23 protein-coding genes are annotated in these 23,299 nt (G+C 55.6%); 10 read left to right on the top strand and 13 right to left on the bottom strand.

The features are described from left to right. The 8 genes from pbp11 (A3L10_RS05670) to shyB form a co-directional block, all read right to left on the bottom strand. The gene (pbp11, locus tag A3L10_RS05670) at positions 1 to 309 is read right to left on the bottom strand and encodes a tRNA-binding protein Pbp11 (RefSeq protein WP_088866738.1); all 309 of its coding nucleotides are present in this window, start codon (positions 307 to 309) and stop codon (positions 1 to 3) included. 67 nt (positions 310 to 376) lie between these two features. Further along, positions 377 to 703 carry a tRNA-binding protein Pbp11 gene (pbp11, locus tag A3L10_RS05665; RefSeq protein WP_232460947.1) on the bottom strand — a complete coding sequence of 109 codons (327 nt, stop codon included), beginning with the start codon at positions 701 to 703 and terminating at the stop codon, positions 377 to 379. Continuing rightward, positions 694 to 1,395, bottom strand: a complete 702-nt coding sequence (locus A3L10_RS05660) for a DUF257 family protein (RefSeq protein WP_088866737.1) — start codon at positions 1,393 to 1,395, stop codon at positions 694 to 696. Before A3L10_RS05660 ends, pbp11 (A3L10_RS05665) begins: the two co-directional genes overlap by 10 nt. Then, positions 1,395 to 2,060: a DUF257 family protein gene (locus A3L10_RS05655; RefSeq protein ID WP_088866736.1), complete on the bottom strand. Its 666-nt coding sequence runs from the start codon at positions 2,058 to 2,060 to the stop codon at positions 1,395 to 1,397. Before A3L10_RS05655 ends, A3L10_RS05660 begins: the two co-directional genes overlap by 1 nt. A gap of 118 nt (positions 2,061 to 2,178) precedes the next feature. Then, positions 2,179 to 3,426 (bottom strand): NAD(P)-dependent hydrogenase/sulfhydrogenase 2 subunit alpha, encoded by a 1,248-nt coding sequence (shyA, locus tag A3L10_RS05650; protein WP_088866735.1) that lies wholly within the window; start codon positions 3,424 to 3,426, stop codon positions 2,179 to 2,181. Further along, positions 3,423 to 4,163, bottom strand: coding sequence for an NAD(P)-dependent hydrogenase/sulfhydrogenase 2 subunit delta (shyD, locus tag A3L10_RS05645; protein WP_088866734.1), 741 nt, complete (start codon positions 4,161 to 4,163; stop codon positions 3,423 to 3,425). The genes shyA and shyD overlap by 4 nt, the downstream gene beginning before the upstream one ends. Beyond that, complete coding sequence (gene shyC / locus A3L10_RS05640) at positions 4,160 to 5,035, bottom strand: NAD(P)-dependent hydrogenase/sulfhydrogenase 2 subunit gamma (RefSeq protein WP_088866733.1); 876 nt, start codon at positions 5,033 to 5,035, stop codon at positions 4,160 to 4,162. Before shyC ends, shyD begins: the two co-directional genes overlap by 4 nt. Next, entirely contained in the window at positions 5,032 to 6,036 is a 1,005-nt protein-coding gene (gene shyB, locus A3L10_RS05635) for an NAD(P)-dependent hydrogenase/sulfhydrogenase 2 subunit beta (protein ID WP_088866732.1), read from the bottom strand. The genes shyC and shyB overlap by 4 nt, the downstream gene beginning before the upstream one ends. A 167-nt stretch (positions 6,037 to 6,203) precedes the next feature. Here shyB and nuoE point away from each other — a divergent pair, with 167 nt between their 5' ends. From nuoE to A3L10_RS10300, 4 genes are all read left to right on the top strand, one after another. Beyond that, positions 6,204 to 6,668: an NADH-quinone oxidoreductase subunit NuoE gene (gene nuoE / locus A3L10_RS05630; protein ID WP_088866731.1), complete on the top strand. Its 465-nt coding sequence runs from the start codon at positions 6,204 to 6,206 to the stop codon at positions 6,666 to 6,668. Further along, positions 6,661 to 8,463, top strand: a complete 1,803-nt coding sequence (gene nuoF, locus A3L10_RS05625) for an NADH-quinone oxidoreductase subunit NuoF (protein ID WP_088866730.1) — start codon at positions 6,661 to 6,663, stop codon at positions 8,461 to 8,463. The genes nuoE and nuoF overlap by 8 nt, the downstream gene beginning before the upstream one ends. 1 nt (position 8,464) lies before the next feature. Next, positions 8,465 to 11,323, top strand: coding sequence for an NAD(P)-binding protein (locus tag A3L10_RS05620; RefSeq protein ID WP_088866729.1), 2,859 nt, complete (start codon positions 8,465 to 8,467; stop codon positions 11,321 to 11,323). A 72-nt stretch (positions 11,324 to 11,395) separates the two neighbouring features. Continuing rightward, positions 11,396 to 11,563, top strand: a complete 168-nt coding sequence (locus A3L10_RS10300) for a hypothetical protein (RefSeq protein ID WP_157726901.1) — start codon at positions 11,396 to 11,398, stop codon at positions 11,561 to 11,563. Here A3L10_RS10300 and A3L10_RS05615 read toward each other — a convergent pair. Next, positions 11,544 to 12,728: an aminotransferase class V-fold PLP-dependent enzyme gene (locus A3L10_RS05615; protein WP_088866728.1), complete on the bottom strand. Its 1,185-nt coding sequence runs from the start codon at positions 12,726 to 12,728 to the stop codon at positions 11,544 to 11,546. The two genes, A3L10_RS10300 and A3L10_RS05615, sit on opposite strands and share 20 nt — an antisense overlap. A gap of 69 nt (positions 12,729 to 12,797) precedes the next feature. Next, complete coding sequence (locus tag A3L10_RS05610) at positions 12,798 to 13,700, bottom strand: asparagine synthetase A (RefSeq protein ID WP_088866727.1); 903 nt, start codon at positions 13,698 to 13,700, stop codon at positions 12,798 to 12,800. A 199-nt stretch (positions 13,701 to 13,899) separates the two neighbouring features. Between A3L10_RS05610 and A3L10_RS05605 the strand changes: the two genes are divergently transcribed. Continuing rightward, positions 13,900 to 14,481 carry a P-loop NTPase family protein gene (locus A3L10_RS05605; protein ID WP_088866726.1) on the top strand — a complete coding sequence of 194 codons (582 nt, stop codon included), beginning with the start codon at positions 13,900 to 13,902 and terminating at the stop codon, positions 14,479 to 14,481. Here A3L10_RS05605 and A3L10_RS05600 read toward each other — a convergent pair. Together A3L10_RS05600 and A3L10_RS05595 are read right to left on the bottom strand one after the other, a co-directional pair. Then, entirely contained in the window at positions 14,474 to 15,259 is a 786-nt protein-coding gene (locus A3L10_RS05600; RefSeq protein ID WP_088866725.1) for a hypothetical protein, read from the bottom strand. The genes A3L10_RS05605 and A3L10_RS05600 overlap by 8 nt on opposite strands. A gap of 29 nt (positions 15,260 to 15,288) precedes the next feature. Beyond that, on the bottom strand, positions 15,289 to 16,443 hold the full coding sequence (locus A3L10_RS05595) for a pyridoxal-phosphate-dependent aminotransferase family protein (protein WP_088866724.1): 1,155 nt from the start codon (positions 16,441 to 16,443) through the stop codon (positions 15,289 to 15,291). Between the two features lie 165 nt (positions 16,444 to 16,608). Here A3L10_RS05595 and A3L10_RS05590 point away from each other — a divergent pair, with 165 nt between their 5' ends. The 3 genes from A3L10_RS05590 (at position 16,609) to A3L10_RS05580 (ending at position 19,676) form a co-directional block, all read left to right on the top strand. Next, positions 16,609 to 17,775, top strand: coding sequence for an MFS transporter (locus tag A3L10_RS05590; RefSeq protein WP_088866723.1), 1,167 nt, complete (start codon positions 16,609 to 16,611; stop codon positions 17,773 to 17,775). A 91-nt stretch (positions 17,776 to 17,866) separates the two neighbouring features. Beyond that, positions 17,867 to 18,415 (top strand): 50S ribosomal protein L16, encoded by a 549-nt coding sequence (locus tag A3L10_RS05585; protein WP_088179840.1) that lies wholly within the window; start codon positions 17,867 to 17,869, stop codon positions 18,413 to 18,415. A gap of 118 nt (positions 18,416 to 18,533) precedes the next feature. Then, positions 18,534 to 19,676 carry an RNA ligase gene (locus tag A3L10_RS05580; protein ID WP_088866722.1) on the top strand — a complete coding sequence of 381 codons (1,143 nt, stop codon included), beginning with the start codon at positions 18,534 to 18,536 and terminating at the stop codon, positions 19,674 to 19,676. Between the two features lie 193 nt (positions 19,677 to 19,869). On the opposite strand, the gene A3L10_RS05575 is transcribed toward A3L10_RS05580, so the two are convergent. Continuing rightward, complete coding sequence (locus A3L10_RS05575; RefSeq protein ID WP_088866721.1) at positions 19,870 to 20,952, bottom strand: AAA family ATPase; 1,083 nt, start codon at positions 20,950 to 20,952, stop codon at positions 19,870 to 19,872. A 524-nt stretch (positions 20,953 to 21,476) separates the two neighbouring features. On the opposite strand from A3L10_RS05575, the gene A3L10_RS05570 reads away from it, so the two are divergent. Further along, a complete protein-coding gene (locus tag A3L10_RS05570; RefSeq protein ID WP_088866720.1) occupies positions 21,477 to 22,247 on the top strand; it encodes a putative RNA uridine N3 methyltransferase in 771 nt (256 codons plus the stop codon). Position 22,248: 1 nt separating this feature from the next. After that, positions 22,249 to 23,292 (top strand): 50S ribosomal protein L3, encoded by a 1,044-nt coding sequence (locus A3L10_RS05565; protein WP_088179843.1) that lies wholly within the window; start codon positions 22,249 to 22,251, stop codon positions 23,290 to 23,292. The last annotated feature ends 7 nt before the right edge of the window (positions 23,293 to 23,299 follow it).

Below are 23,299 nucleotides of genomic sequence, written 5' to 3'. Positions count from 1 at the left end.
TCACGATCGGTAAACTTCTATGATTTCGCCATCTTTGACCTTCATCTTTCCCTCGAGAACCAGGGCCGCTTCGTCGTGCTCCACGACGAAATCCACCTTCCTGTTCCGGATGTGTATCTCCCTAACGAGCGCTATCCCCCCGCCCTTGAGCTTGTAGCCTGGGTATATGACCCCCTCAAGCACGACTCCACCCAAAACCTGCTTTCCGAGGACGTAGGTCGTCCCGATGACTTTGAACTTTCCAACGGGGTGCCTCGAGACTATCTCCGGCTCGTCCTTTTTCTTTCTGAACCGTTTGAAAATTCCCATCTTCTTCCCCCGGAAGAAATTGGTGAAGGGGAATTAAAACTTGCCCCATGTTGCTTCTGCGGTATCATCACGGGTATATCTCCAGCACATCCCCCTCTTCGACGGACATCCCGTTCTCCAGCATGAGGGCCACTCTATCGCCGCTCGCGGCGAATTCTACCTCCCGTCTCTCCTGCTCCATTCTAACGATCTTTCCGGTTCCCCTCCCCTTGAGTTTGCAGCCTGGATAGACTGTACCTTCGAGGACTTCTCCGATGAGAACAGGTCTGGTGAATACCCTGAGCACGCTGTCCACTCTGAATTTTCCTATGGGCTTTCCAGAAACCCCTTGAGTGCTTGGCTCTTCCTTCCTTTCGTCTCCTCCAAGCAGCCTGCTGAGGAAGCTCACATCCACCACCGCAGTATCTCCCTCGGGGAGACGAGCAGGTGATCCCTGTGCATGAGCAGTGTGAACACCGACTTTTTCAACTTTATATCTATGAGTTCGTCCTCATCTTGGAGTTCTATCACCGACGTCGCAAGGTCCTCAAGCATCGGGAGGGGGTTGAAGTCGAGGGTTTCTATAATTGGCGTTTCCACCAGGTACAGGTTGATTCTCCTCTCGTCCCCCAGTTTCTGCTTTATCAGCCCCATGAGGGTGTAGATACTGCGGACGTCGCCCTGAAGGACCAGCAGTCTCTCCAGGCCGAGGACGAGGTGTACGTACATGGAGTCGCCCGTTATCTTCCGGAGCTCTCTATCGATCTTTTCCTGGTAGACGTAGGGGTCGTTTCCGAACTTTATCTTGGCTATTACGTCCCCTGTTTCCTGGGTTCCGCCGACTTTGATGACCTTCACGTCGGAATCATTCACCTGAACCCCCATCAGTCTCAGGTGCGTCATGTAGACCGGCAGTGTGTCGAATATGTCCTCGACTATCAGGGGGATTCCCTTCTTCTTTGAGTACTGGATGAATGCATGGAGTGTGAACTCTATTCCCAGCGATGCCCTGTTCTCGACTATGGTGGTACCCCCTGGCCAGATCTGCTCCAGCAGTTCGTCGAGGTCCTTCTCTGTAATCAGAACGGGTTTTTTGAGGGCCTCCATCAGCTCCACTCCCCTGCGTCTATCGTTGTCTCCAGGCCAACCAAGTTCGGGTTGATGCTCTTCAGGACTTTAACCTCCGCTCCCGTGTGGTACGGTCTCAGCCTGATGACCGTCGTGGAGATCCTTTCCAGCTCGTAAAGGCTCTTAAGGGGGAGGCTCTTCATTATTCCCTCGTTGATTAGGTAGAACGCCTTTCTCCTTTCGTTTCCTGTGAACCTCTGCATGGCCAGTATGATGCGATACGTGTCAAGGGGAGTTCTCGTGACGAGGAAGAGGTTCTCCAGGCCGAGGACGAGGTTTATCATCGGGGATGGAATTTCCCTGAAGACTTTAACGCTGCTCTCTTCGTAGTTTTTGATGTAAACCCTCGGATCCGGGTGAAACGGAACCCTCGTCAGGACGTTTCCCGTCTCGAATTTGCCCCCGGTCTTCAGAACGTAGACGTTGTCTAAGTCCAGGGAAAGCCCCATGGTCTTGGCGTGGATTATAATGGCGTGAAGGGTGTCGAAATTATCATCAATAACGAGGGGAATGCCCTTTTCCCTTGAGTACTCAATGAAGAACTTCAGGGCGAATTCGGGGATGTAGGATGTGGTGTATGTTACCAGAACCGTTTCGCCGGGCAGAACAGAGTCGATGATTTCGGCGACCTTTCCCTGTTCCATGGCTCTCACCTTTTAAAGGTTATTTGGGAGGGATATAAACATTTTGGAAGAATCCTCGGTCCAGCACCCTTTATTGGGGACGTACGGAAAATAAAAATGGAAAACTTTTTGTGCCTGCTTAGAGCTTCACCAGATGGACGGAGCAGGAGATGCATGGGTCGAATGCCCTGACGGTCTCCTCAAGCCTTCCTATCATCGCCCTTTCCTCGGCCTCGCCGTACAGTTTCCTTGCCTCTTCCAGCAGGCTGGCCTCCATCATCGCGTGGTTCAGCGCTGTTGGGGTTATTATGTTGGAGTAGGCGACATTACCGTTGGCGTCTATCCTGTAATGGTGTATCAGAACACCCCTCGGGGCCTCGACGTAGCCTATCCCCTCGCCCTCCCTGGGCTCAACCGGGACGTTCTCCCCTTCAATGCCCCTATCGAGGAGCGTCTTCGCTATCTCGTTTGCCCTCTCGAGGGAATAGACGAGCTCTATCGCCTGGGCCAGGTTGTTGTAGCTGACGTAGCCGGTCTCCAGTTTCTCCCTGTGCTCCTCGAAGAGCCTCTTGGCGGCAGGTGTGAGCATCTCCGACTTGAGGAGCAACCTCGGCAGCGCTCCGACAAAGAAGATTTCGCCCTTGTAGAGGCTCTGCTTGGCGAAGCTGTAAACGAGGGAGCGCTCCTCTATCCTCTCGGTGTAGTGGAAGGCACCTTCCTCGTCGGAGACCAGCTTTTCACCCCAGAGGTAGCCGTCGGTGGCGACGAAGTGCTTTGCCTGGGCGCCATATGGATCCAGTTGGGCGAAGAGTCTTACAGCTCTCCTCGCCAGCCTGAGGAGGGCTTCGCTTTCCTTCTCCACCCTCTCGAGCTCCTCCACCGTTGGATACCTGCCGAAGCCGCCGGGCTTGACGTTTATTCCGTGTATCTCCCTGCCGCCTACCATCACCCTTATCCTGTTGCCGAAGGCCTTCAGGGCGAGGCCCTCCTTTACCAGCTCCCCGTGCTTCGTGGCCATCCTTATGGCGTCTGGGTAGCCGAACACGTCCGGCGCAACGAGGAGGTACAGGTGCAGCGCGTGGCTCTCGAGCAGTTCACCTATGAGCCCGAGCTCTCTGATCAGTGCTATCTCCTCCGGAACCTCAACGCCGAAGGCCCTTTCGATTCCTAGGACGGAAGCGACGCTGTGGGAGAGGTAGCAGATGGCGCATATCCTGGCCTCGAGGTCAGGAACGTCGTAGTAGTGCCTTCCAAGGGTCAGGAGCTCGAAGAATCTAGGCCCCTCGATGATCTTAAGTCTGACGTCCTTTACCTCGCCGTCCTCGATGACTATCTCGGCCTTTCCGTTGCCCTCAACGCGCGTGAACTCGCGGAGCTCGATTATCATGGCTCCCACCTCGCGAAGGTCTTGAACTTTCTTATGATGTACTCGTCATCGTAGCCGAGGTCCTTGAGTATCTCGTACTCACTGGCTGGATTCACTTCCCCGGGTAGCGGTCCGCGGCAGCCTATACAGCCGAGGCCGGAGCGGATGCAGGCCGCGTTGCAGCCGCCGTAGGTTATTGGGCCGAGGCAGGGAAGGCCTTTCTTGACGAGGACGCACTCGTACTCGTTGAGCTTGCACTCGAGACAGACCGGGTAGTCCTTTCTAACCGGCTCAATGCCCTTGGCTATGTCCATGAGCACCTGGTAGACCTCGTTTTTGTCGTACGGGCAGCCGGGCAGGGCGAAATCAACGGCGACGTATTCGACGACCGGCTTGGAGTCGAGGGCGCGCATTGGGTTGCCATCGTCCCCGTAGACAGCCTTCAGCTTCTCCCTGATGGGGAGTTCAACGCTCCCCTGAACCGAGCCGTGGGTTGCGCAGGTTCCGAGGGCTATGAGGTATTCGGAGTGATTTCTTGCCTCTTTTAGCAGGTTCAGGTCGCGCTGGGTCGAGACGGTTCCGGTTACGAGGGCGACGTCGTAGTGGTTCTCCTCGCTGAGGCTCGTCGCCATGTGAAACTCGGTTATCTCGTAGAATTCGAGGAGGTCGAAGAGCTTCTCGTAGAGGAAGAGTATGTTGAGGGCACAGCCGCCGCAGTCGGTAAGCTCGAAAACCCCCAGCTTAAGCTTGTCCATCATATCAACCCCCTCGTGGAGAGAGCGTCCCAGTAGGTGAAGACCGGGCCGTCCTGGCAGATGTACTTCATGGAGACGCTGGTTCCGACGACGCAGTGGCCGCACTTGCCGACACCGCAGCGCATGCGCCTCTCCAGGGTCATGTAAATCCTGCCCGGTGAGAGCTTTCTATCCAGGAGCTCCCTTATTACAAACTTGTACATGACCGGCGGGCCGCAGATGAGGGCGTAGGTGTTCTCGACGTCGAACTCCTCGCCCCGGAAGAGGTCTGTGACGACACCCTTGCACACCCTGTCCGAGAAGCCCTGTTCGAGGTAGATGCACGAGGGGCTCTCAACTTCATAGGCAAGCTTTACCGAGCAGTTCATGGCCTCGCCATGCTTCAAGAGGTGTATTATCTCGTCCCGGAAGAGTATGTCCTCGTAGGCCTTGGTTCCGTAGAGCAGCCAGACGTTTTCGTACTTGCCGGTGTCGATGGCGTACCAGAGCACCGAGCGTAGGGGTGCCATTCCGAGACCGCCCGCGACAAGGATTAGGTTTGAGCCCTCCATCTTCTCCATGGGGAATCCGTTTCCGTAGGGCCCGCGGATCCCCACGACGTCCCCTTCCTTCATCTTGTGGACGAACTTGGTCATCCTGCCGACCTTTCTGATGCAGAGCTGGAAGTAGCCCTTCCTCGTGGGTGAGGAGCAGATGCTTATCGGGAACTCTCCGAAGCCGCGGATGTCGACGATGATGAACTGTCCCGGCTTGAAGTCGAACTTGGCCTCAACCTCGGGGTCGAGGAAGCGCAGTGTGAAGAGCTTCTCCCTCGACGTTAAGTCCTTCACTTCGAGAATCCTTGCGTCATACGTCTGGTACGGGTTCTCGCTCATTGCAGGGACCCCCTTACCTCCTCAAGAACCTTAACGTGCTCTATCTTCGCCGGGCAGAACTCGTCGCATCTTCCACAGCCGACGCAGTTATAGCCGGCAGTGGGGTCAAAGTAGCTCTTGCAGTAATAGCGGTGCCTGAAGCGGTCCAGACGGGTGGGCCTGAAGTTATGGCCTCCAGCGACGAGTCCATGGTTCTCCATGAAGCACGAGTCGTAGCGCCTCTCGCGCACCGAGCTGTATGCGTCCATCCAGCTGTCGCAGACCTCGTAGCAGCGGCACGTCGGACAGACCATGTTGCAGTTGCCGCAGGCGAGGCATATCTCGGCGTACTTCTTCCACACGGGGCTGTTGTACGCTAAATCGAGCATGTCGGCGAGGCCTTCCTGCGGGAGCTCCTTCTGGAAGGCTTTCGCGCGCTTCTCCTCAAACTCCTTGAAGTTGGCGAGGTCCTCGTCGGTCACCTCTTCGAACAGCTCGCCGTTCTCCCAGGCTATCTCGTGGCCGCGGACGCTCCCGATTCTGACCAGCCAGCCGTCGGGAAGCTCGTGGAGAAACAGGTCGAAGCCGTCCATTGCGAAGTGCGTTCCGAGGCTCTTGCAGAAGCAGTACTCGTCGGGCATGCAGCTTATCCCTATTATCAGGGTCTTCTCGCGCCTGCTCTTGTAGTACGGGTCGGCCGGCTCGTTGAGGTACACCTTGTCGAGTATCTTCAGACCGTGAATATCGCAGGAATGGAGTCCAAAGAGAACCATCGGTTCCGCTTCGACTTCTTCCTCCCAGCGGCCGTTCTTCAGCCTGAGAATAGCCTCTCTGGGCCTGAAGAAGAACTTCTTCGGCGGAAGCATGGTCCTGGTGTAGTCCAGCGCTATCTCCGCCGGGTCGTGGACTTCCTGGAAAGAATAGATGCCACCCTTTTTTACCGGGGCATACAGGGTACCCCAGGCCTCAAGTGACTTGAAGAACCTCTCAAAGTTTTCGGAAGGTAGTTTTATGTATCTCAAGGGCATCACCGCCTTGAATGGGCTTGCAATTTTAAGTTTGTAAAGGATTGATTTAAGAATTTTTCAAACGAATGGTTGCCAACCAGATGTTACAAACTTGTACTTTAGTGCACTCTTATAAACATTAACGTCGAAACTTTTCCGAAAAATACTTGCGGTGATGCAAGATGGAAGCCTCGTTCGATTACATGCACTCTTATCCGCCGGAACCGAGTTCTCTAATCCCTCTTCTTCAGAGAACTCAGGAAAAGTTCGGCTACCTTCCCAGGGAGGCCCTTGAGGAGATTGCGAACTACCTTGGAATTCCCCTCAGCAGGGTCTACGGTGTGGCCACCTTCTACGCCCAGTTCCGCTTCGAGCCCCTCGGAAAATACGTCGTCAAAATCTGTCACGGGACGGCCTGCCACGTCAACGGTGCGGTGAATATATCCCAGGCCATAACGGAGGAGCTTGGGATTGAGGAAGGGCAAACGACGGAGGACGGTCTCGTAACGCTGGAGCGCGTCGCCTGTCTCGGATGCTGTAGCCTGGCACCGGTCATAATGATAAACGAGAAGGTCTTCGGCAAGCTCACGCCGGATAAAGTCAGGAAACTTATGAGAAAGCTAAGGGAGGGGAAGCTCGATGTCTGAGATTAAAGCGATAGCGGTCGGCATGAACTCCTGTGGGATAGCAGCGGGCGCGAGGGAAACCTACGAGGCCATAAAGGCCGAGATCAAGAAGCGGGGCCTTGATGTCAAGCTCAAGATAGTTGGCTGCGTCGGTATGTGCTACCGCGAGCCCCTCGTGGACATCATCACCGATGAGGAGATAATCACCTACGGTCACGTTGACCCCAAGAAGGTTCCCAGGATCATAGAGGAGCACGTTATCAACGGAAAGCCCATAGAGGAGTGGATAGTCAAGCGCGACTGGTGGGAGAACGGCGAGAGGAAGACCTGGGACGTTGACGGCTACTTCGCCAAGCAGAGGAAGATAGTGCTCGAAAACTCTGGCTACATAGATCCCGAGAACATCAACGAGTACATCGCCGCTGGGGGCTACGAAGCCCTCAAAAAGGCCCTCAAAATGAAGCCGGAGGAGATAATAGATGTCATCATGAAGTCCGGGCTTCGCGGAAGGGGCGGTGCAGGGTTCCCGACGGGATTGAAGTGGAAGTTCGCCCGTGAGGCGAAGGGGGACGTCAAGTACATCGTCTGCAACGCTGACGAGGGTGACCCCGGAGCCTTCATGGACAGGAACGTCCTGGAGGGCGACCCGCACAGGGTAATAGAGGGCATGATAATCGGTGCATACGCGATTGGAGCGACGAAGGGCTTTATCTACGTGAGAGCAGAGTACCCGCTCGCCATAAGGAGGCTGAAGATAGCGCTGAAGCAGGCGCGGGAGAGGGGCTTCCTCGGCGAGAACATCCTTGGAAGCGGCTTTTCATTCGACATCGTCATCAAGGAAGGAGCCGGAGCGTTCGTCTGCGGTGAGGAAACCGCTTTGATAGCCTCTATAGAGGGCAAGCGCGGAATGCCGAGGCCGAGGCCGCCCTATCCGGCTCAGAAGGGTCTCTGGGGCAAGCCCACCAACATCAACAACGTGGAAACGTGGGCGAACGTGCCGTGGATAATCAAACACGGCTGGGAAGCCTACGCCTCGATAGGAACCGAGAAGAGCAAGGGAACGAAGGTCTTTGCCCTCTCGGGCAAGATAAAGCACGGCGGAAACGTCGAAGTCCCGATGGGAATGACGCTGAGGGAGATACTCTACGAGATAGGCGGTGGGACGAAGACGGGTAAGAAGATTAAGGCCGTCCAGCTTGGCGGTCCCTCCGGAGGCTGCATTCCTGAGTACCTCTTCGACACGCCCGTTGACTACGAGAGCGTGGACGCGACCGGTGCGATAATGGGGAGCGGTGGAATGGTCGTCATGGACGAGGACACCTGTATGGTGGACGTTGCCAAGTTCTTCCTCGACTTCACCGTGAAGGAATCCTGCGGAAAGTGCACCTTCTGCCGCCTCGGAACGAAAAGGATGTGGGAAATACTCGACAAGTTCACCAAGGGCGAGGCAACGGAGGAAGACCTCGAAAAGCTCGAACGGCTCGCCTATCAGGTCAAAGCTGGCTCTCTCTGCGGCCTCGGGCAGACGGCACCTAATCCCGTTCTAACGACCATCCGCTACTTCAGGGACGAATACCTTGCCCATATCCAAGGAAAATGCCCCGCCAAGGTCTGCAAGCCGCTCATCAAGTACGTCATCATCGCAGACAGGTGCACCGGCTGTACGGCATGTGCCATATTCTGCCCGGTGAAAGCTATCGAAGGCGAGAAGCTCAAGCCCCACGTCATTGACCAGTCTGCCTGCATCAAGTGCGGGACCTGCTACGAGGTGTGCCGGTTCAACGCCATAGAGATAGTTGATGCGGGGGGTGAGTGAGATGGTCAAAATCATAGTCAACGGAAAGGAACTCGACGCTCCTGAAGGAAAGCCGCTCATAGACTTCCTCCGTGAAATTGGTGAGCACGTTCCCGGCTTTTGCTACACGAACGAGCTCGATCCCTACGGCTCCTGCAGGCTCTGTCTCGTCTCCACAAAGAGGGGAGTCACCACCTCGTGCACCCTCAAGTCGGTGGAGGGGCTTGAGTTAGAGACCCTCAGCGACGAAGTCGTTTCGATGAGGAAGACGGCACTTGAGCTCATACTCTCGGACCACTACGGCGATTGCATAGGTCCCTGTCAGAATGCCTGTCCGGCCCACAGCGACGTTCAGGGATACCTCGCACTCATAGCGATGGGCAAGTACCACGAAGCGGTCAAGCTGATGAAGGAGAAGTACATCCTGCCGGCTGTCCTCGGAAGGGTCTGCCCGGCCTTCTGCGAAGAGGCCTGCCGGAGAAACCTCGTTGATGAACCCCTTGCGATAAGGCAGCTCAAGCGCTTTGCCGCGGACTACGACCTTGAGCACGGCCCGTGGATGCCAGAGATTCCGCCCTCAACCGGAAAGAGGATTGCCGTCGTCGGCGGCGGGCCGGCCGGCCTTGCCTGCGCCTACTACCTCAGGACGATGGGACACGAGGTTACCATAATCGAGGCGATGCCGGAGCTCGGCGGGATGATGCGCTACGGCATTCCGCCCTACAGGCTCCCGAGGGATGTGCTCGACAAGGACATCGCGACAGTGATAAACACGGGCATCGAAGTGAAAACAAATACCGCCCTCGGAAGGAACGTGACCCTTGAGGAGCTCCGCGAGAAGTACGATGCCGTCTTCCTCGGCGTCGGGGCCTGGAGAAGCAGGAAAATGGGGATTCCGGGCGAGGAGCTTGAAGGCGTTATGCACGGCATAGAGTTCCTCAGGAAGGTTAACATGGGCGAAAAGGTCGAGCTTGGGGAGCGCGTCATAGTCGTCGGCGGCGGAAACACCGCCATGGACGTTGCAAGGACGGCTCTGAGGCTCGGTGCAAAGGTTACCGTCGTTTACCGCCGTTCAAAGGCAGAGATGCCCGCCAACGAACGCGAAGTCGAAGAGGCCATGGAGGAAGGCGTCGAGTTCATGTTCCTCACGAACCCGGTGATGATTATCGGAGACGGGAAGGTCGAGGAGGTAGAGCTCATCAAGATGCGCCTCGGCGAGCCGGACGCCAGCGGAAGGAGGAGGCCGATACCGATTGAGGGCTCGGAGTTTACAGTCAAAGCGGACAACGTTATCCTCGCCATAGGCCAGTACTGCGACGAGGAGTTCCTGAAGAGCCTCGGCATCGAGGCGAGGCGCGGAAAGGCCCTCGTTGATGAGGTGACGCTCCAGACGAGCGTTCCCGGTGTCTTCGCCGGCGGCGACCTCGTCCTCGGGCCGTCAACGGTTATCGAGAGCATAGCCACCGGAAGAAGGGCCGCGATAATGATAGACCTCTACCTCAAGGGCAAGCTGGAGAAGGCCAAAGCCGTTCTCACCGAGCCTGAGAAGCACATCGAGGAAGTATTAAGCGACGACGACCTGTATAGAGTTCTCTTCGACCTCAGGCCCTACAACCACTGGAAGAAAGTAACCGAGAAGGACTATGAGCATGTTGAAAGAAAGCCGAGGGCGAAGGTGAAGCTCCTCGATCCGGAAAAGAGGAAGAGAACCTTTGATGAGGTCGAACCGGTCCTAACCGAGGAGCAGGTTCTTGAAGAGGCCCAGCGCTGTATGAGCTGCGGCTGTATGGAGGTCTTCCGCTGCAAGCTGAGGGAGTACGCCACGCTCTACAACTCCAGGCAGGACGCCTTCGAGGGTGAGGGGAACAAGTTCGAGATAGACGAGAGCCACCCGTTCGTTACCCTCGACAACAACAAGTGCGTCCTCTGCGGCCAGTGCGTCAACTTCACCCACGAGATAGCCGGAGAGGGAGTGCTGGACTACCTCTTCCGCGGATTTAAGACGAGAATCTCGCCGCCGCTCGGGGAGAGCCTCGGAGAGGTGGAGGGCAGGTTCATCGGGGAGATGATAGACCTCTGTCCGGTTGGGGCAATAACCGAGAAGCTTCCCTTCGTCAAGCCCGGGCCCTGGAAGACGAAGCCCGTCAAAACCGTTTGCAACGGCTGTTCCTTCGCCTGCGAGATGAACGTGGAGGTCTACGACGACATGCTCGTGAGGGCTTCGAGGGTGGAAGGTTCTTGGAACAGCCACCTCTGCGACTACTGCAGGTTTTCCAGACCATGGGCCGAAGACCTTACCGGGCCGCTCCTCAACGGAAAGCCCGTGAGCTGGGAGGAGGCCAAGCACTTTATAGCTGAGAGGAGCTACGCCCTGATTTTAACGCCGGAGCTGACGAATGAAGAAATCGCCCGGCTCAAGGCCTTCGCTGAGGAGAGGGGTATTCAAGTGGGCTCCACCGTGAGCGGAGGTATCTCCACGGCCACGCTGGACGAGGTAAGGAACGCCAAGAGGGTTCTCCTAAAGGCGGACCCGGAGAAGTTCCCGTTGCTCAAGATACTCCTGAAGGGCAAGGAAATCGTCGAGGAGGGCTACGACGTTGCGATACTTGAGGGACCAGCTGAACCGCTCGACGTCCCAACGCTGATCCTCCATGAGGGGGTCAACGCCGCTGGACTGCTGAAGGCCGGAATAAGGGAAATCCCGGAGAGCGAGGCCTACGTCGTGATCGGAAGGCCGGTGGACAACCTGAGGGGCGACGTCCTCGTGGTTCCAGCGGGGGTGTGGGCCGAAAAGAGCGGAACCGTCACCAACGCCTTCGGAATGGAGCTGAAAATGGAGAGGGCGAGGGAAGGCTACTCGCCGCTGGAGCTTTTCTCGTGATTTTCTTTTTAGATGTTGGCCAGTGGGGAATCAAACAGCCTCCTATTCTGTTTTTCTACCGGCGATTATATTATGGGGATTCGAAAACTTGGGGAAAGAGAAGGACTCATTGACAGGCTGATCGAGAACCCCGGAGAAAACCTCGAACTCATAGGCCTCTATATCACCGTCCTGAAGCTCGCCAAGAAGGGAAAGATCGAGAAGGCTGAGGAATTTACAGTTATACCCCAGCCCCCATAGCCCCGAACAGCGATTCGAGGAAGGTCTCGATGTCCTCGGGCGTGTTGTACAGGTGCGGTGAGGCCCGTATCCCGTAGTGGCCGAGAACGCCGCGGTGGCTGACCGAGATTCCCTTCGCGGCGAGCTTCCCATGCAATCTCTCCTCTTCCTCGTAGCTCAATCCCGTCTTTATAGTGACTATCGGTGAGCCCTCCGCGAAAACCTCAAGGCCCGCACTTAGAACCTCGTCCCTTATCCTGCCCGCCAGCCTGAGGTTGTGGCGCTCTATCTCCTCGATGCCTATCTCATTTATGAGCTTCAGCGAGGCGGTGAAGGCAGCCGCAACGAGGTAGGGCGGCCCGCCGCCGAAGTCGAGCTTTTTGACGCCCCTGGCAGGCTTCAGCTCCCCCCAGGGGTCCTTCTCCGGTAGGCCCCACCAGCTGCCCCATTCACCTGTCGGCGGTTCGTTGTTGAGGAGTCCCCTTATCGGCTTGGCCTCCTCCAGGAGCTCGTCCGAGACGTATATCAGGCCGGCCCCCGTGTCCGGGCTTAGGAGCCACTTCTCACCGCCAGCCGAGAGCGCATCAACGCCCTCCTTCTCAGGGAACAGCCTCAGGGCTCCAAGGTGCTGGACGGCGTCAACTATCAGCCAGGCGTCGTGTTCGTGGGCCATCCTCGAGAGCTCTCTCAGGTTGAGCCTTTGTCCAGTGACCCAGTTCACCGAGCTGAGAACCACCGCAAAGGTGTCGTCGTCTATGGCCTTCTCGACCTCCTCAAGGCTGTGAACCCCGTTCCTGTTCTTCACAACGCGCAGCTCGAGGTTAAAACGCCTTGCGTAGCTCTTGAGAAGCGCGGGCACGGTTGGAAACTCCGTGTCCAGCGAGACGATGTTCTGCCCCCTCTCGGGTTCGAGTGCCAGCAGAATCCTCCTGAGGCCCTCTGTGGTCTGTATTGAGAGGCCGACGTTTTCAGGACTAACCCTCATAAGTTTCGCCGCCTCGTTCAACAGCGGCTTCAGAACGACCTCGTCCATGTAGTCAACCGAGTTGACCTCCCCTTTGAACTCGATAACGTCGTTGAGAAGCTTTGTTGCCTCGAGAACCACGGTTGAAGGCATCAGACCGAGGCTCGCGGTGTTGAGGTATGCCCCAAACTTCTCCAGTGCCGGAAACAGAGTCCTCCTCATAGAAATCCCCGAAGAAATAGGGAAGGAATCGTTTAAATGGGTTTTGAGAGGGGAAGATGTAAAAAGGCCTCAGATGACCGCGGGGACACCTGGAATCCTCGGGAACGGCTGTACCTCGGCTATGTGCTTTGCCCCCACCATGTAGCGGATCAGTCTCTCGACGCCAATTCCGGCCCCGGCGCTGGGCTTCAGGAGACCTGCCTTGGCCACTTCAAGGTACGGTCTGAATGCCTCGAGGCTTATTCCTGCGCTCCTCATCTTCCGGACGATGACCTCGTACTCCCACTCCCTCTCGCCGCCGCTCGAGACCTCGCCGTAGCCCTCCGGCAGGTAGAGGTCGTAGTTCCTGAAGTGCCCCGGCCTTTCGGGGTCCTCCCTGTCGTAGAACTCCCTCTTGATGTCGGTCACCCAGAAGGGTTCCTTCATGACTTTGCTGGCCTCGTCCTCGTCTCCGAACTCCTCCTTTATCTCCTCCAGAGTGAAGCGCTTGAAGGGCGGCTTGACTCTGGGCACCTCCCTCTCGAGCCCCCAGCTTCTCGCCTCCTTGAAGAGCCCACTGATGAGTCCCTCGATGAGGCTCATCACGTCGTCCATGCTGGCATGAGCTATCTCGAAGTCGAGCTGGGTGAACTCGTAGGCGTGCCTTCCGTCGTCAGCTGAGCGTCCCTCAAGTCTCACGTTCGGCGAGAGGATGAAGAGCTTATCTATCCCCATCGCTACCGCCATCTGCTTGTGGAGTATCATGCTGTGGGTCAGTCTCAGCCTCGAGCCGTAGACCTCGACCTCTGGCGGTCTGAGCGCCTCTTCCGCCGCTGGGTCGGGCCAGAGGGGGTCCGTTATGGAGCTGAGCATCACTGGGAGCATCCACTTGAAGCCCTCGCCCACCATGTATCTTGTCATATAGTCAATCACTCTCGTCTGTACTTCCATAACCGGTTCAATTTTTCTGGTCACAATTTGGAGAGCGTTCATATCTATCACCTAGTTTTTGTCACTGACTTTCCCCTTTATGGCCTTTGTGCAAAAACTTTTGGATTTTGGGCAAGATATGACATTTAAATGCGATAATTTTTGGACATACGACGATATATTGTGCTTTATTTGACGTTTATCAAAGCCCTCCGGCGATAGCGTTATAACGCCAGTCGAGAACCTTGTATGGTGGTAAAGCATGGGAGTGTACATATTCACGCCTGAGGACCTGATACGCTACGGCGCCGCAACCGAGGAGCAGTTGGGAGTTCTGAAGAACGCGATTCTCTCCAAGAAGGACATCCTAGTGGTTGGTTCCAGCCGCTCCGGAAAGACCAAGCTCGTTGAGGCGCTGATGCACTTCATACCCGACGACTGGAAGGTGGCCGTTATAACCGCCTACGGCGAGTTCAAGCCCTTCAAGCCGAACATCGTCGTCATAGATACTCAGTTCGACAGCCAGCCACTTGAGAGGCGCACATCGGACGTTATCTCAAAAATCAAAGCTTTGAATCCCGACTACGTCGTCATCGACACCATTCACACCGTTGACGCCGCGAGGATATTCCGCGAGCTTATAGATGATTACGCCTTTATAGTGACCTCCCTCGCCCTCACCGACGATATAAAGGATGAGGTCAGACACTGGCTCAGGATAAGCGGCGAAACCTTCGACAAGTTCGACATAGTCGTAGAGCTCAAGAGGGACTTCAGAACGGGCAGGAAGAGCATAAACCGCATATACGAGGTAAAGAACGGGGAGCTCAGGCCCCTTATTTAGAGCGCTTTTTCAGCCACTCCTTTAACTTTCTCCAACCCTCTCTTATCTCGTTTCTGACCTTTCTCTGCCCTTCCCTCGTGAGGTAGCCCTTTCTCCACGCGACGTACATGAAGCCGTTGAACGCGAGCGTGGTCACAACCGCCAGAAGCAGGGAGTTGACGGCAACGCCGGCTATCGTTTTCTGCGTCCTCCTGAACATTCCGAGGGCAACGTAGTCGTTGGGGGTCATGTGCTTCATGGGTAGAACCGCCCTCTCGGTATCTTCGGCGGGGATTAGGGACAGCATGTGGTTCCAGGTTACAACGTAGACGTTGATGTGGGTTCCGTTAACGGTACAGTTCGGAATGACCTCCTTCTCATCCACCCACAGGCAGCTCCCGTTCTCCAGGAGCTTTCCGTGGACGTTGGTGTGCTCGTAGGTCTGGAAGTAGAAGGTGCCGTTGTCCGGGCTTACTTTCACGACCTCTATGTCCTGCGTCGCCCCGCCGTATACGAGGCCCCGGAAGAAGCGGTAGAGCTTGTCTATCAGCGAGTTGCTGAAGTACTCGTCCTCCCAGACGATGTAGTAGTAGAGAACGCCGTCGTAGTCCACCATGTAGAGGATTCCCACCGGTCTATCCTCGGGAGCGGTATAAACGATCGGTGTGTAGAGGTCTATCTTCTCACTCTGGCCCGGCATGTATCCTTCCATGGAATAACCGCTTGAGGCCAGTCCAACGAACCAGAAGATGAGGAAGTTCAGGACGAGCCATGCAGCTATCCACTTCTTCGAGACCATGACCTTCACTAGAATAAAAAGGAAAGGGCTCAGCCCTTAAGCTTTTCTATGACCTCGCGGAGGTTGGCGAGCATCTCCTCGATGTCCTCGAAGGTCATGTACCCCATGTTTCCAATCCTGAAGGTCTTCTCGGCAACACTTCCGTATCCCTTGGCCAGCTCGAAGCCGCGCTCGCGCATAGCGTTGTAGACGTCGACGCCCTTCATCCCCTCGGGGACGACGACAGCGGTTATCGTCGGGCTCTCGTAGCCGGGCTCGGCGAGAATTCCGAGACCCATCTCCTTGACGCCCTCGCGGATGGTCTCGCTTCTCTTCTTGTACATTCCAAGCCAGGCATCCTTGCCGCCCATCTTCTCAACTATCCTGAGCACGACGTTGAGGCCGAATATCTGCGGAAGCGGTGGAGTTGATGGGGTTCCCTTCTTCTTTTCGTTGAACTTCCTGTAGAGCGGTAGGTCGAAGTACCAGCCGCGCTCGGGCATCTTCTCGGCTATCTCGAAAACGCGATCGCTGACCGCGGCGATGGCCAAGCCGGGCGGGACGCCGAAGGCTTTCTGGGAGCTGGCGAATATCATGTCGAGGCCCCATTCGTCGAACTTTATGTCCGCGCCGCCCATGGCGGAAACGGCGTCAACGAAGAGCAGCTTGTCGTGCTCGTGAACGACCTTTGCCAGCTCGGGGAGCGGGTTCAGCACGCCGGTCGAGGTCTCGTTGTAGGTTATGGTCACCGCAACGACGTCGGGGTTCTTTCTGAGGGCTTCGTCGAGCTCCTCCGGCTTGACGGCGTAGCCGGGCTCCTTCCTCAGTATAACCGCTTTCCTGCCGTTGGAGTTGACGACCTCGGCGAATCTGTCTCCAAAGGCTCCCACGGTCGTGACGAGAACCTTTCCTCCCCTCGGCACGGTGTTTCTCACAGCGGCTTCCATGAAGCCGGTTCCGGAGCTGGGGAACATTATTATCTCGCCTTTCTCAGCTTCAAGAAAAGCCTTGAGTCTGTTGAGGGTGTCAACGTGAACCTCCTTGGCCTCGGCCGAGCGGTGGCTGAACATCTGGACGCTCATTATCGCGAGAACCTCTGGGAAGCATGCAACTGGACCGGCGGTAAAGAGCTTGTACTTCGGCTTGACGAGCTCGTAAACCTCCCTGTAGGCTTCTTCATACTCCATTTCGAACCTGAGTTCCATCAGCATCACCTCGGCGGGAGTTCGGAGGGGAAATATAAAAAGGGTTCGCTGGGAGTGTGTACCGATTAGTTGAAGTCCCACTCATTTATTCCACCGATAACTGAAAAATCTTCGGCATAGTCAACACTTTTAAAAGCTTCGCCCTAACGCTTAGAAGGTGGTCTGATGGAACGAAGACGCCTCGCTGGAATAATCCTTCTCATAGTCTCGGCGTTCACCGGGACGATAGCCTTCCGCCTCGCCACCCCCGCCATAGCGTTCTACACGCGCGACATACTCAAGGCTTCGATGCTGTCGGTTTCAATCGTCTCGATGTCGTTCGTGCTCGCGAGGGCGTTTTCCTCAGTTTTCGGCGGGCTGATGCTCGAGCGCGGGAAGAGACTGGTCTACATCGGTGCAGTGGCCATGATGGGAAACGCCCTGGCGGTTCAGCTCTATCCCCTGACCTCGACGTGGTTCCAGGTTGCCGGGATAAAGCTCCTCAACGGTTTTCTCAACGGTCTGAGCTGGCCGATGGCACAGTTCGTCATAGCCGTGGCGACCCCGAAGAAGATAAGGGCGAGGGTTACCGCTGTCTACTTCTTCTTTGGCAGCATCGCTTCCCTCCTCGGAAACTACGTCTACGCCTACACGATAGACCTCGGGCTGGGCGGGCAGATGTGGATTTCCTCCGCGTTCTTTATCCTGACCGGCCTGATAATGGTGGCCAGCTACGTTCTCCTCTATGAGAGAATAACGCCCAAGAGGAAGAAAACCCCCGACGGTGAAAAGCCGAGCCTCGAACCCAAGAGGGTTCTAATCATCGCCTCGCTGATGGCGGTGATAGTGGCTTTCACGTCCGGCGAGATAACCTACGTCTACGTCTCCGAGGCCCTGGGTATGGAGAAGGCAACGACCGCAACGCTCATCGGCTGGGCGGGTTTTCTCGCCGCGATGCTCAGCTATGGCGTCTCCTGGCTCGCCGATGTGAGGAGCGAGAGGCGGATGGTTCTGCTCACCTCTCTGATGGCAGCACTTTCGCCGCTCCTTGCGGCGGTGAAGACCGCCCCGACGGTTTTTCTGGGGATATTCCTTGCCCTCTTCGCCTTCCAGAGCTTCAGGCCAATTTCCAGAAAAGTTCTGGCGAGCTACCACCGCTCTTCCCTTGCCATCGGGGGCGTCAACGGCGTCCAGAACCTCTCCACTTTCCTGGGCGGAATGCTGTTCGGCTTTGCCTACTCTCTGGGGGAGCTTCACGGGATTGTAACGCTCAATCTCGCCCTGCTGGCCTTCACACCCGTTTCGATAGCCCTGCTCTGGCAGAGCGTTAAGCTTAAAGGTCGTGGTGAATAACCTTTGATGCAGGCGAGCACTCCAAAACTTTTATAAAAGAGAGCACTCGCCTAAGTTTAGGCTTAGCTTACGCTCATTTGGAGGTGAGAGTATGGGACTGAGACCAGCCAAGATTGATAGGGACGTTGACAAGCCCGCTTACACGAGGAGGGAATACATACGCGGTGCGCCCGGTCCGAAGATAACGATCTTCGACATGGGCAACCTTTCGGCTGAATTCCAGTACGAGGTCAGCCTTCACGCCGAGCAGGCCATGCAGATAAGGCAGAACGCCCTCGAGGCCATCCGTATCCAGGTGAACAGGTACCTCCAGAAGAACGTTGGAAGGAGCAACTTCCACTTCAAGATAAGGGTCTACCCGTTCCAGGTTCTCCGTGAGAACCCGATGGCCACCGGAAGGAAGGCCGACCGTTACGGAAACGGTATGCGCAGGCCCTTCGGAAAGCCGATAGGCCTCGCCGCCCGCGTCAAGAAGGACCAGAAGATACTCACCGTCTGGGTGAACGAGAACCACCTCAAGTTCGCCCTCGGCGCCATGCACAGGGCCAAGATGAAGCTGCCCTACAGCGCCTACTACAGAATATACGACAAGGAAGGCAACGACATCACCAGCAAGGTTCTCTCGACCATGAAGCGCTGAAGCGCTTGTCCTCTTCTACATTTTCATAACCTGTTGCGTTTGTACCTCGACCCAGTGGTTTTTGCCATATATTCATAATGATTATTAACGATGCAGTCCAACTTAGAGTGGTGGGATGATGGTAAGCTCAAGCTTTAGGGCAATGCTTCTCAAGCTTGGCGTTCCTGAGGACAGGCTGGCCGTTCTCGAGGGTAAGGGTGGAGTGGTGGAGGGTGAATTCGAAGGCATCAGATACGTTCGCTTTCGCGATTCTGCCAAGGGCTTCCGGCGTGGAACCGTTGTCTTTGAGAACGGTGACGTTGTCCTGGGGTTTCCTCACATAAAGCGCGTTGTCCAGCTGGAGAGGGGGATAAAGAGGGTCTTCAAGAACAAACCCTTCTACGTCGAGGAGAAAGTGGACGGCTACAACGTCCGTGTCGTCAAGGTTCGAGACAGGGTTCTCGCCCTCACCAGGGGAGGTTTTGTCTGCCCCTTCACGACTGAGAGGATACTTGACTTCGTGAACGAGGAGTTCTTCAGGGACTACCCCAACCTAGTCCTGGCCGGCGAGATGGCCGGGCCCGAAAGCCCGTACATCGTGGAGGGGCCACCCTACGTGAAGGAGGACATTGAGTTCTTCCTCTTTGACATCCAGGAGAAGGGAACGGGGAGGAGCCTTCCGGTGGAGGAGAGGCTCAAGCTTGCCGAGGAGTACGGCATTCGTCACGTTGAAACTTTCGGCCTCTACGACCGTTCAAAAATTGAAGAGCTGCATGAGCTGATCGAAAGGTTCAGCCGGGAGAGGAGAGAGGGTATCGTCATGAAAACGCCCGACATGAAGAGAATCGCGAAATACGTAACGCCATACGCCAACATTAACGACATCCGGATAGGTTCCCACATATTCTTTGACCTGCCGCACGGCTACTTCATGGGGAGGATTAAACGCCTCGCGTTCTACCTGGCCGAAAAGCACGTCAAGGGTGAGGAGTTCGACGAATATGCTAAAGCCCTTGGAAAGGCCATCCTCCGGCCGTTTGTCGAGAGCATCCACGAGGTCGCCAACGGCGGCGAGGTTGAGGAGGTCTTCACGGTGAGGGTGAAGAACATAAGCACCGCCCACAGGATGGTGACCCACTTCGAGAGGCTCGGCGTGAAAATCCACATCGAGGACATAGAGGACCTCAGGAACGGCTACTGGCGGATAACCTTCAAGAGGGTCTATCCAGACGCCACACGCGAGATGAGGGAGCTGTGGAACGGGCTGGCGTTTGTGGATTAAGCAACGCTTCAAAAATTATGCCTGTGAGGATTATCTTGGGGAGGATAATCTTCACAGGTCGAAAGTTTGCCCGTGCCCTGATTTTTCTATCTTGAGCTCTGGCGGATGAAGTTCCAGACACTAATCCAGCTCAGTGCTAATGGCGGTTGGTCACTTAACTTTCACCCCTACAAGTTACTTGCGGGGGTGCAAGTTAGAGCTCTCGGAACACTTTCTCAAGTACAGGATCAGGGATGATGTACCTTCCCTCTTTCTTCTCCACGTAGCCCGACTTCACGAGGTTTTCAAGGAGTGCTGAGAAATTCGAATCATTGATGTAGCCGAGCTTGAGCGTTAAATAGTCCTTGATGTCCTTCCACCGTGAATACCCAAGGGCTATCGCCTTGAGAATAACCCTGTACCTTGGGCTGTAGGCGAAGAGCTTCGACAGCTCAGTTTGGATTAAACTCTTGGCCTCTCCCAGAACTTCGTTTATGGCCTCTTCGTGTCTAAGGTTTTTTGTGACCCGTGTATATCCGTAGAGAGCCAACCAACCGGGAATCCCGTCGAGTTCTCCCACAGCACCTTCGATCTCCCGTCCGCTCACTTCGAAATGGGCTTCCTCAAATCCCTTTCTCAAAAACTCAGCACTTATCTCTGGGCTGAATCTATCTAAGATTACATCGTGGTGGTATCTGCCAAAGAGTGGCGCTTCCGGGTTATCAAACTTAAGGAAGTCGAAGAGAAGGCCAACTTCGGAGCCAGTGAGGATAAAGGTTAGGTTTTCGAGGTTGTCGATGGCGTATGCGAGAATCCCGTCATACCTCGTTGCCCCTCCAAAGCGAAGGTATTGGGCTTCATCGAAGGCTATGATGACCCTCCCGGCTTTTTCTCCGTATTCGTTGAGCGCTTCTAAGAGTTCGGTTATTGAGAAGTCTTTTGAGGTTATCTCCAGCTTGAGCCCGGAAACGCTTACTCCCTTGACCCTCTCAAGGAAAAGTTTTGCCTCCTCAACTAGTTTTTTTCTTCCGCTCATCCCTGAAAGGAGCATCTTCCCGATTACGTACCTGTTGACGGATGAGAACTCGGAGTAGGTTTTTCTCACGTCGACTTTTATTGAGGGGTAGGTGAGCTCGTTGAGTGCGACGTTGAGAAGTGAGCTTTTTCCAAGCCTTCTTAGGCCAAGAAGGAGGATTAGCCTTTCTCTCCTCTTCACGGCCTCCTCAAGCTCTTTGAGTTCCCTTTCCCGGTCAAAGAGTTCTTCCCTCTTAGTCTTTGGGTAAGGTGAAAACAGCATTAACTTGCACCCCCACAAGTTACTTGCACCCCTGCAAGTTAAAAGGCTTTCCCTCAACCTTTGCGCAAGCAAAGGTTGATCAAAAAGTCTTCACCGTTAGAAGGACATGGAAATGTTTGCATGCCATTTTAATGAGGTGCGTTTTAATGGGTTTGCACCAAATTTCATCAATTTGAGCGTGTGTTTTACTCCAACTCAGCGCCCGAAGGGCGCTAACAATAAGAAAACACGATTAAAAACAGCAGGTTGGAGATAAACCCCTTCCTAGGAAATACATTAAAAGTGCATGCAACATACCAAATTCCAAATCTCACGCTCAAAAACATTCCGCCAGCGCTTCGTGGGAAGCGAAGCTTCCCGACGTGTTGAGACGAAAGTCTCAACATGCGAAGCAAAGGGCTGATTGCAAAAAATTTGTACACCTTCGAACCCAAAAAAGGGTGGAAGGGTTCGAAAGCCTTTTAAATACTCTCCATAGACCCCACTTCAGCGTTGAAGTTACCATAGCGAAGGATGACGGAAAAATGGCCTGGCACGTCTTCATTCCGGATTCGCTCCTCGAAGAGACCGACGACCCCAAAATCAGAACGTACAAGGTTGGCCAGATAGCCAGGGCCTGCGCAATCTTCGGCGTTGAACACGTGTGGATCTACAGGGCCGGCGGCAGGGACGGAAGGTTCATCAAGACCATCCTGGAGTACGCGGAAACGCCCCAGTACCTCAGAAAGAGGCTGTTCCCCCTCATGCCGGAACTCAAGTACGTCGGCGTCATCCCGCCGCTGAGAACCCCTCACCACAAGCTCAAGGGGAAACCAAAGGTGGGGGAGATCCGTGAGGGCTTCGCCTTCCGGAAAGGGAGGAGAACCTACGCGGACATAGGCCTCGACGATCTTGCGATGGTGGAGGGGGACATTGAGGGGCGTGCAACGTTCAGAATAGTCTCGGTAAGGCCGCTCAGAGTGATACCAGCGAAGCCAGAGGAATACTGGGGGTACAGGGTGCATCTAACAGGGAAGTCACTGGCAAAAACACTTAAAAAGGCCAGGCTGGATTTGGCGATTGCCACCTCCAGGAAGGGGCGTGACATTCGAGAGGTGAAGCTTCCCCCGCTCGAGGGGGAGGTCGGATTCGTGTTTGGCTCACCGAGGAAAGGTGTGATGGAGCTCCTCGGCGAGGAGGAATATGACTTTGATCTAATCCTCAACACCGTTCCGAATCAGCGGACGAAAACCGTCCGCACCGAGGAGGCCGTGTTGGCCACACTCGCGGTGTTTAATCTCATAAGGAGGGATTGAGATGGGAAAAATACACAGGCCAAGGAGAGGTTCACTGGCTTACTCCCCTAGAAAGAGGGCCAAGAGCATAGTCCCGAGAATCAGGAAGTGGCCACAGGACAGCGAAGTCAGGATGCTCGGTTTCGCCGGCTATAAGGCTGGCATGACCCACATCCTCATGATAGACGACAGGCCAGGGCTCACCAAGGGCAAGGAGATCTTCATGCCGGTCACGATAGTCGAGGTCCCGCCGCTCTTCGTCTACGGAATCAGGGCCTACAGGCAGGGCTACCTCGGTCTCGAGACCGCCACAGAGGTCTGGTTCCACGAGCTCAACGACTACGTTAAGAGAAGGATAAAGACCCTGCCAAAGGAGTACGGCGAGGATGCCTTCAAGGCCAAGCTCGGCCAGCTTGAGGACCTCGTCAACGACGGCGAGATAGTTGACGTTCGCCTTCTCGTTCACACCCAGCCGTGGCTCATCAAACTCAAGAAGAAGCCGGAAGTCATGGAGTACGCCATCGGTGGCGACGACGTCAAGGCCAAGTTCGAGTACGCCAAGGAGAAGATAGGCAAAGAACTTAGAGCGAGCGAGGTTCTCCACGAGGGCGAGCTCCTCGACATCATAGCCGTCACCAAGGGTAAGGGAACCCAGGGCCCGGTCAAGCGCTGGGGAATTAAGATACAGTTCCACAAGGCCCAGCGCGCTGGAAAGGCCAGGCACGTCGGTAACCTCGGCCCGTGGCACCCGACCAGGGTCATGTGGACGGTTCCGCAGGCGGGTCAGATGGGCTTCCACCACAGGACCGAGTTCAACAAGAGGCTCATAGCGATAGGCGAGAACGGCAAGCTCAAGCTCGACGAGAAGAACGAGGTAGAGGTCACCCCGAAGGGTGGCTTCCCGCACTACGGAGTCATAAGGAGCGACTTCCTCATGATACAGGGCACCGTTCCGGGAGCCTTCAAGAGGATCATCAGGGTCAGGCCGGCTATTAGGCCGCCGAAGAAGAAGCCGCCGGTTGAGAGGCCGCAGATAACCTACGTCAGTAGGGAATCCAAGCAGTGAGGTGAGA

This window comes from Thermococcus radiotolerans, assembly GCF_002214565.1.
Taxonomy (GTDB): Archaea; Methanobacteriota_B; Thermococci; order Thermococcales; family Thermococcaceae; genus Thermococcus; species Thermococcus radiotolerans.
Note: the sequence above shows the minus strand (reverse complement) of the source record. Positions and strands in the feature narration are given on the sequence as shown.

Coding starts and splice junctions, on each gene's coding strand:
- pbp11 (WP_088866738.1), bottom strand. CDS start 309: ATGGGAATTTTCAAACGGTTCAGAAAGAAAAAGGACGAGCCGGAGATA.
- A3L10_RS05660 (WP_088866737.1), bottom strand. CDS start 1,395: ATGGAGGCCCTCAAAAAACCCGTTCTGATTACAGAGAAGGACCTCGAC.
- A3L10_RS05655 (WP_088866736.1), bottom strand. CDS start 2,060: ATGGAACAGGGAAAGGTCGCCGAAATCATCGACTCTGTTCTGCCCGGC.
- shyA (WP_088866735.1), bottom strand. CDS start 3,426: ATGATAATCGAGCTCCGCGAGTTCACGCGCGTTGAGGGCAACGGAAAG.
- shyD (WP_088866734.1), bottom strand. CDS start 4,163: ATGATGGACAAGCTTAAGCTGGGGGTTTTCGAGCTTACCGACTGCGGC.
- shyC (WP_088866733.1), bottom strand. CDS start 5,035: ATGAGCGAGAACCCGTACCAGACGTATGACGCAAGGATTCTCGAAGTG.
- nuoE (WP_088866731.1), top strand. CDS start 6,204: ATGGAAGCCTCGTTCGATTACATGCACTCTTATCCGCCGGAACCGAGT.
- nuoF (WP_088866730.1), top strand. CDS start 6,661: ATGTCTGAGATTAAAGCGATAGCGGTCGGCATGAACTCCTGTGGGATA.
- A3L10_RS05620 (WP_088866729.1), top strand. CDS start 8,465: ATGGTCAAAATCATAGTCAACGGAAAGGAACTCGACGCTCCTGAAGGA.
- A3L10_RS10300 (WP_157726901.1), top strand. CDS start 11,396: ATGGGGATTCGAAAACTTGGGGAAAGAGAAGGACTCATTGACAGGCTG.
- A3L10_RS05615 (WP_088866728.1), bottom strand. CDS start 12,728: ATGAGGAGGACTCTGTTTCCGGCACTGGAGAAGTTTGGGGCATACCTC.
- A3L10_RS05610 (WP_088866727.1), bottom strand. CDS start 13,700: ATGAACGCTCTCCAAATTGTGACCAGAAAAATTGAACCGGTTATGGAA.
- A3L10_RS05605 (WP_088866726.1), top strand. CDS start 13,900: ATGGGAGTGTACATATTCACGCCTGAGGACCTGATACGCTACGGCGCC.
- A3L10_RS05600 (WP_088866725.1), bottom strand. CDS start 15,259: ATGGTCTCGAAGAAGTGGATAGCTGCATGGCTCGTCCTGAACTTCCTC.
- A3L10_RS05595 (WP_088866724.1), bottom strand. CDS start 16,443: ATGGAACTCAGGTTCGAAATGGAGTATGAAGAAGCCTACAGGGAGGTT.
- A3L10_RS05590 (WP_088866723.1), top strand. CDS start 16,609: ATGGAACGAAGACGCCTCGCTGGAATAATCCTTCTCATAGTCTCGGCG.
- A3L10_RS05585 (WP_088179840.1), top strand. CDS start 17,867: ATGGGACTGAGACCAGCCAAGATTGATAGGGACGTTGACAAGCCCGCT.
- A3L10_RS05580 (WP_088866722.1), top strand. CDS start 18,534: ATGGTAAGCTCAAGCTTTAGGGCAATGCTTCTCAAGCTTGGCGTTCCT.
- A3L10_RS05575 (WP_088866721.1), bottom strand. CDS start 20,952: ATGCTGTTTTCACCTTACCCAAAGACTAAGAGGGAAGAACTCTTTGAC.
- A3L10_RS05570 (WP_088866720.1), top strand. CDS start 21,477: ATGGCCTGGCACGTCTTCATTCCGGATTCGCTCCTCGAAGAGACCGAC.
- A3L10_RS05565 (WP_088179843.1), top strand. CDS start 22,249: ATGGGAAAAATACACAGGCCAAGGAGAGGTTCACTGGCTTACTCCCCT.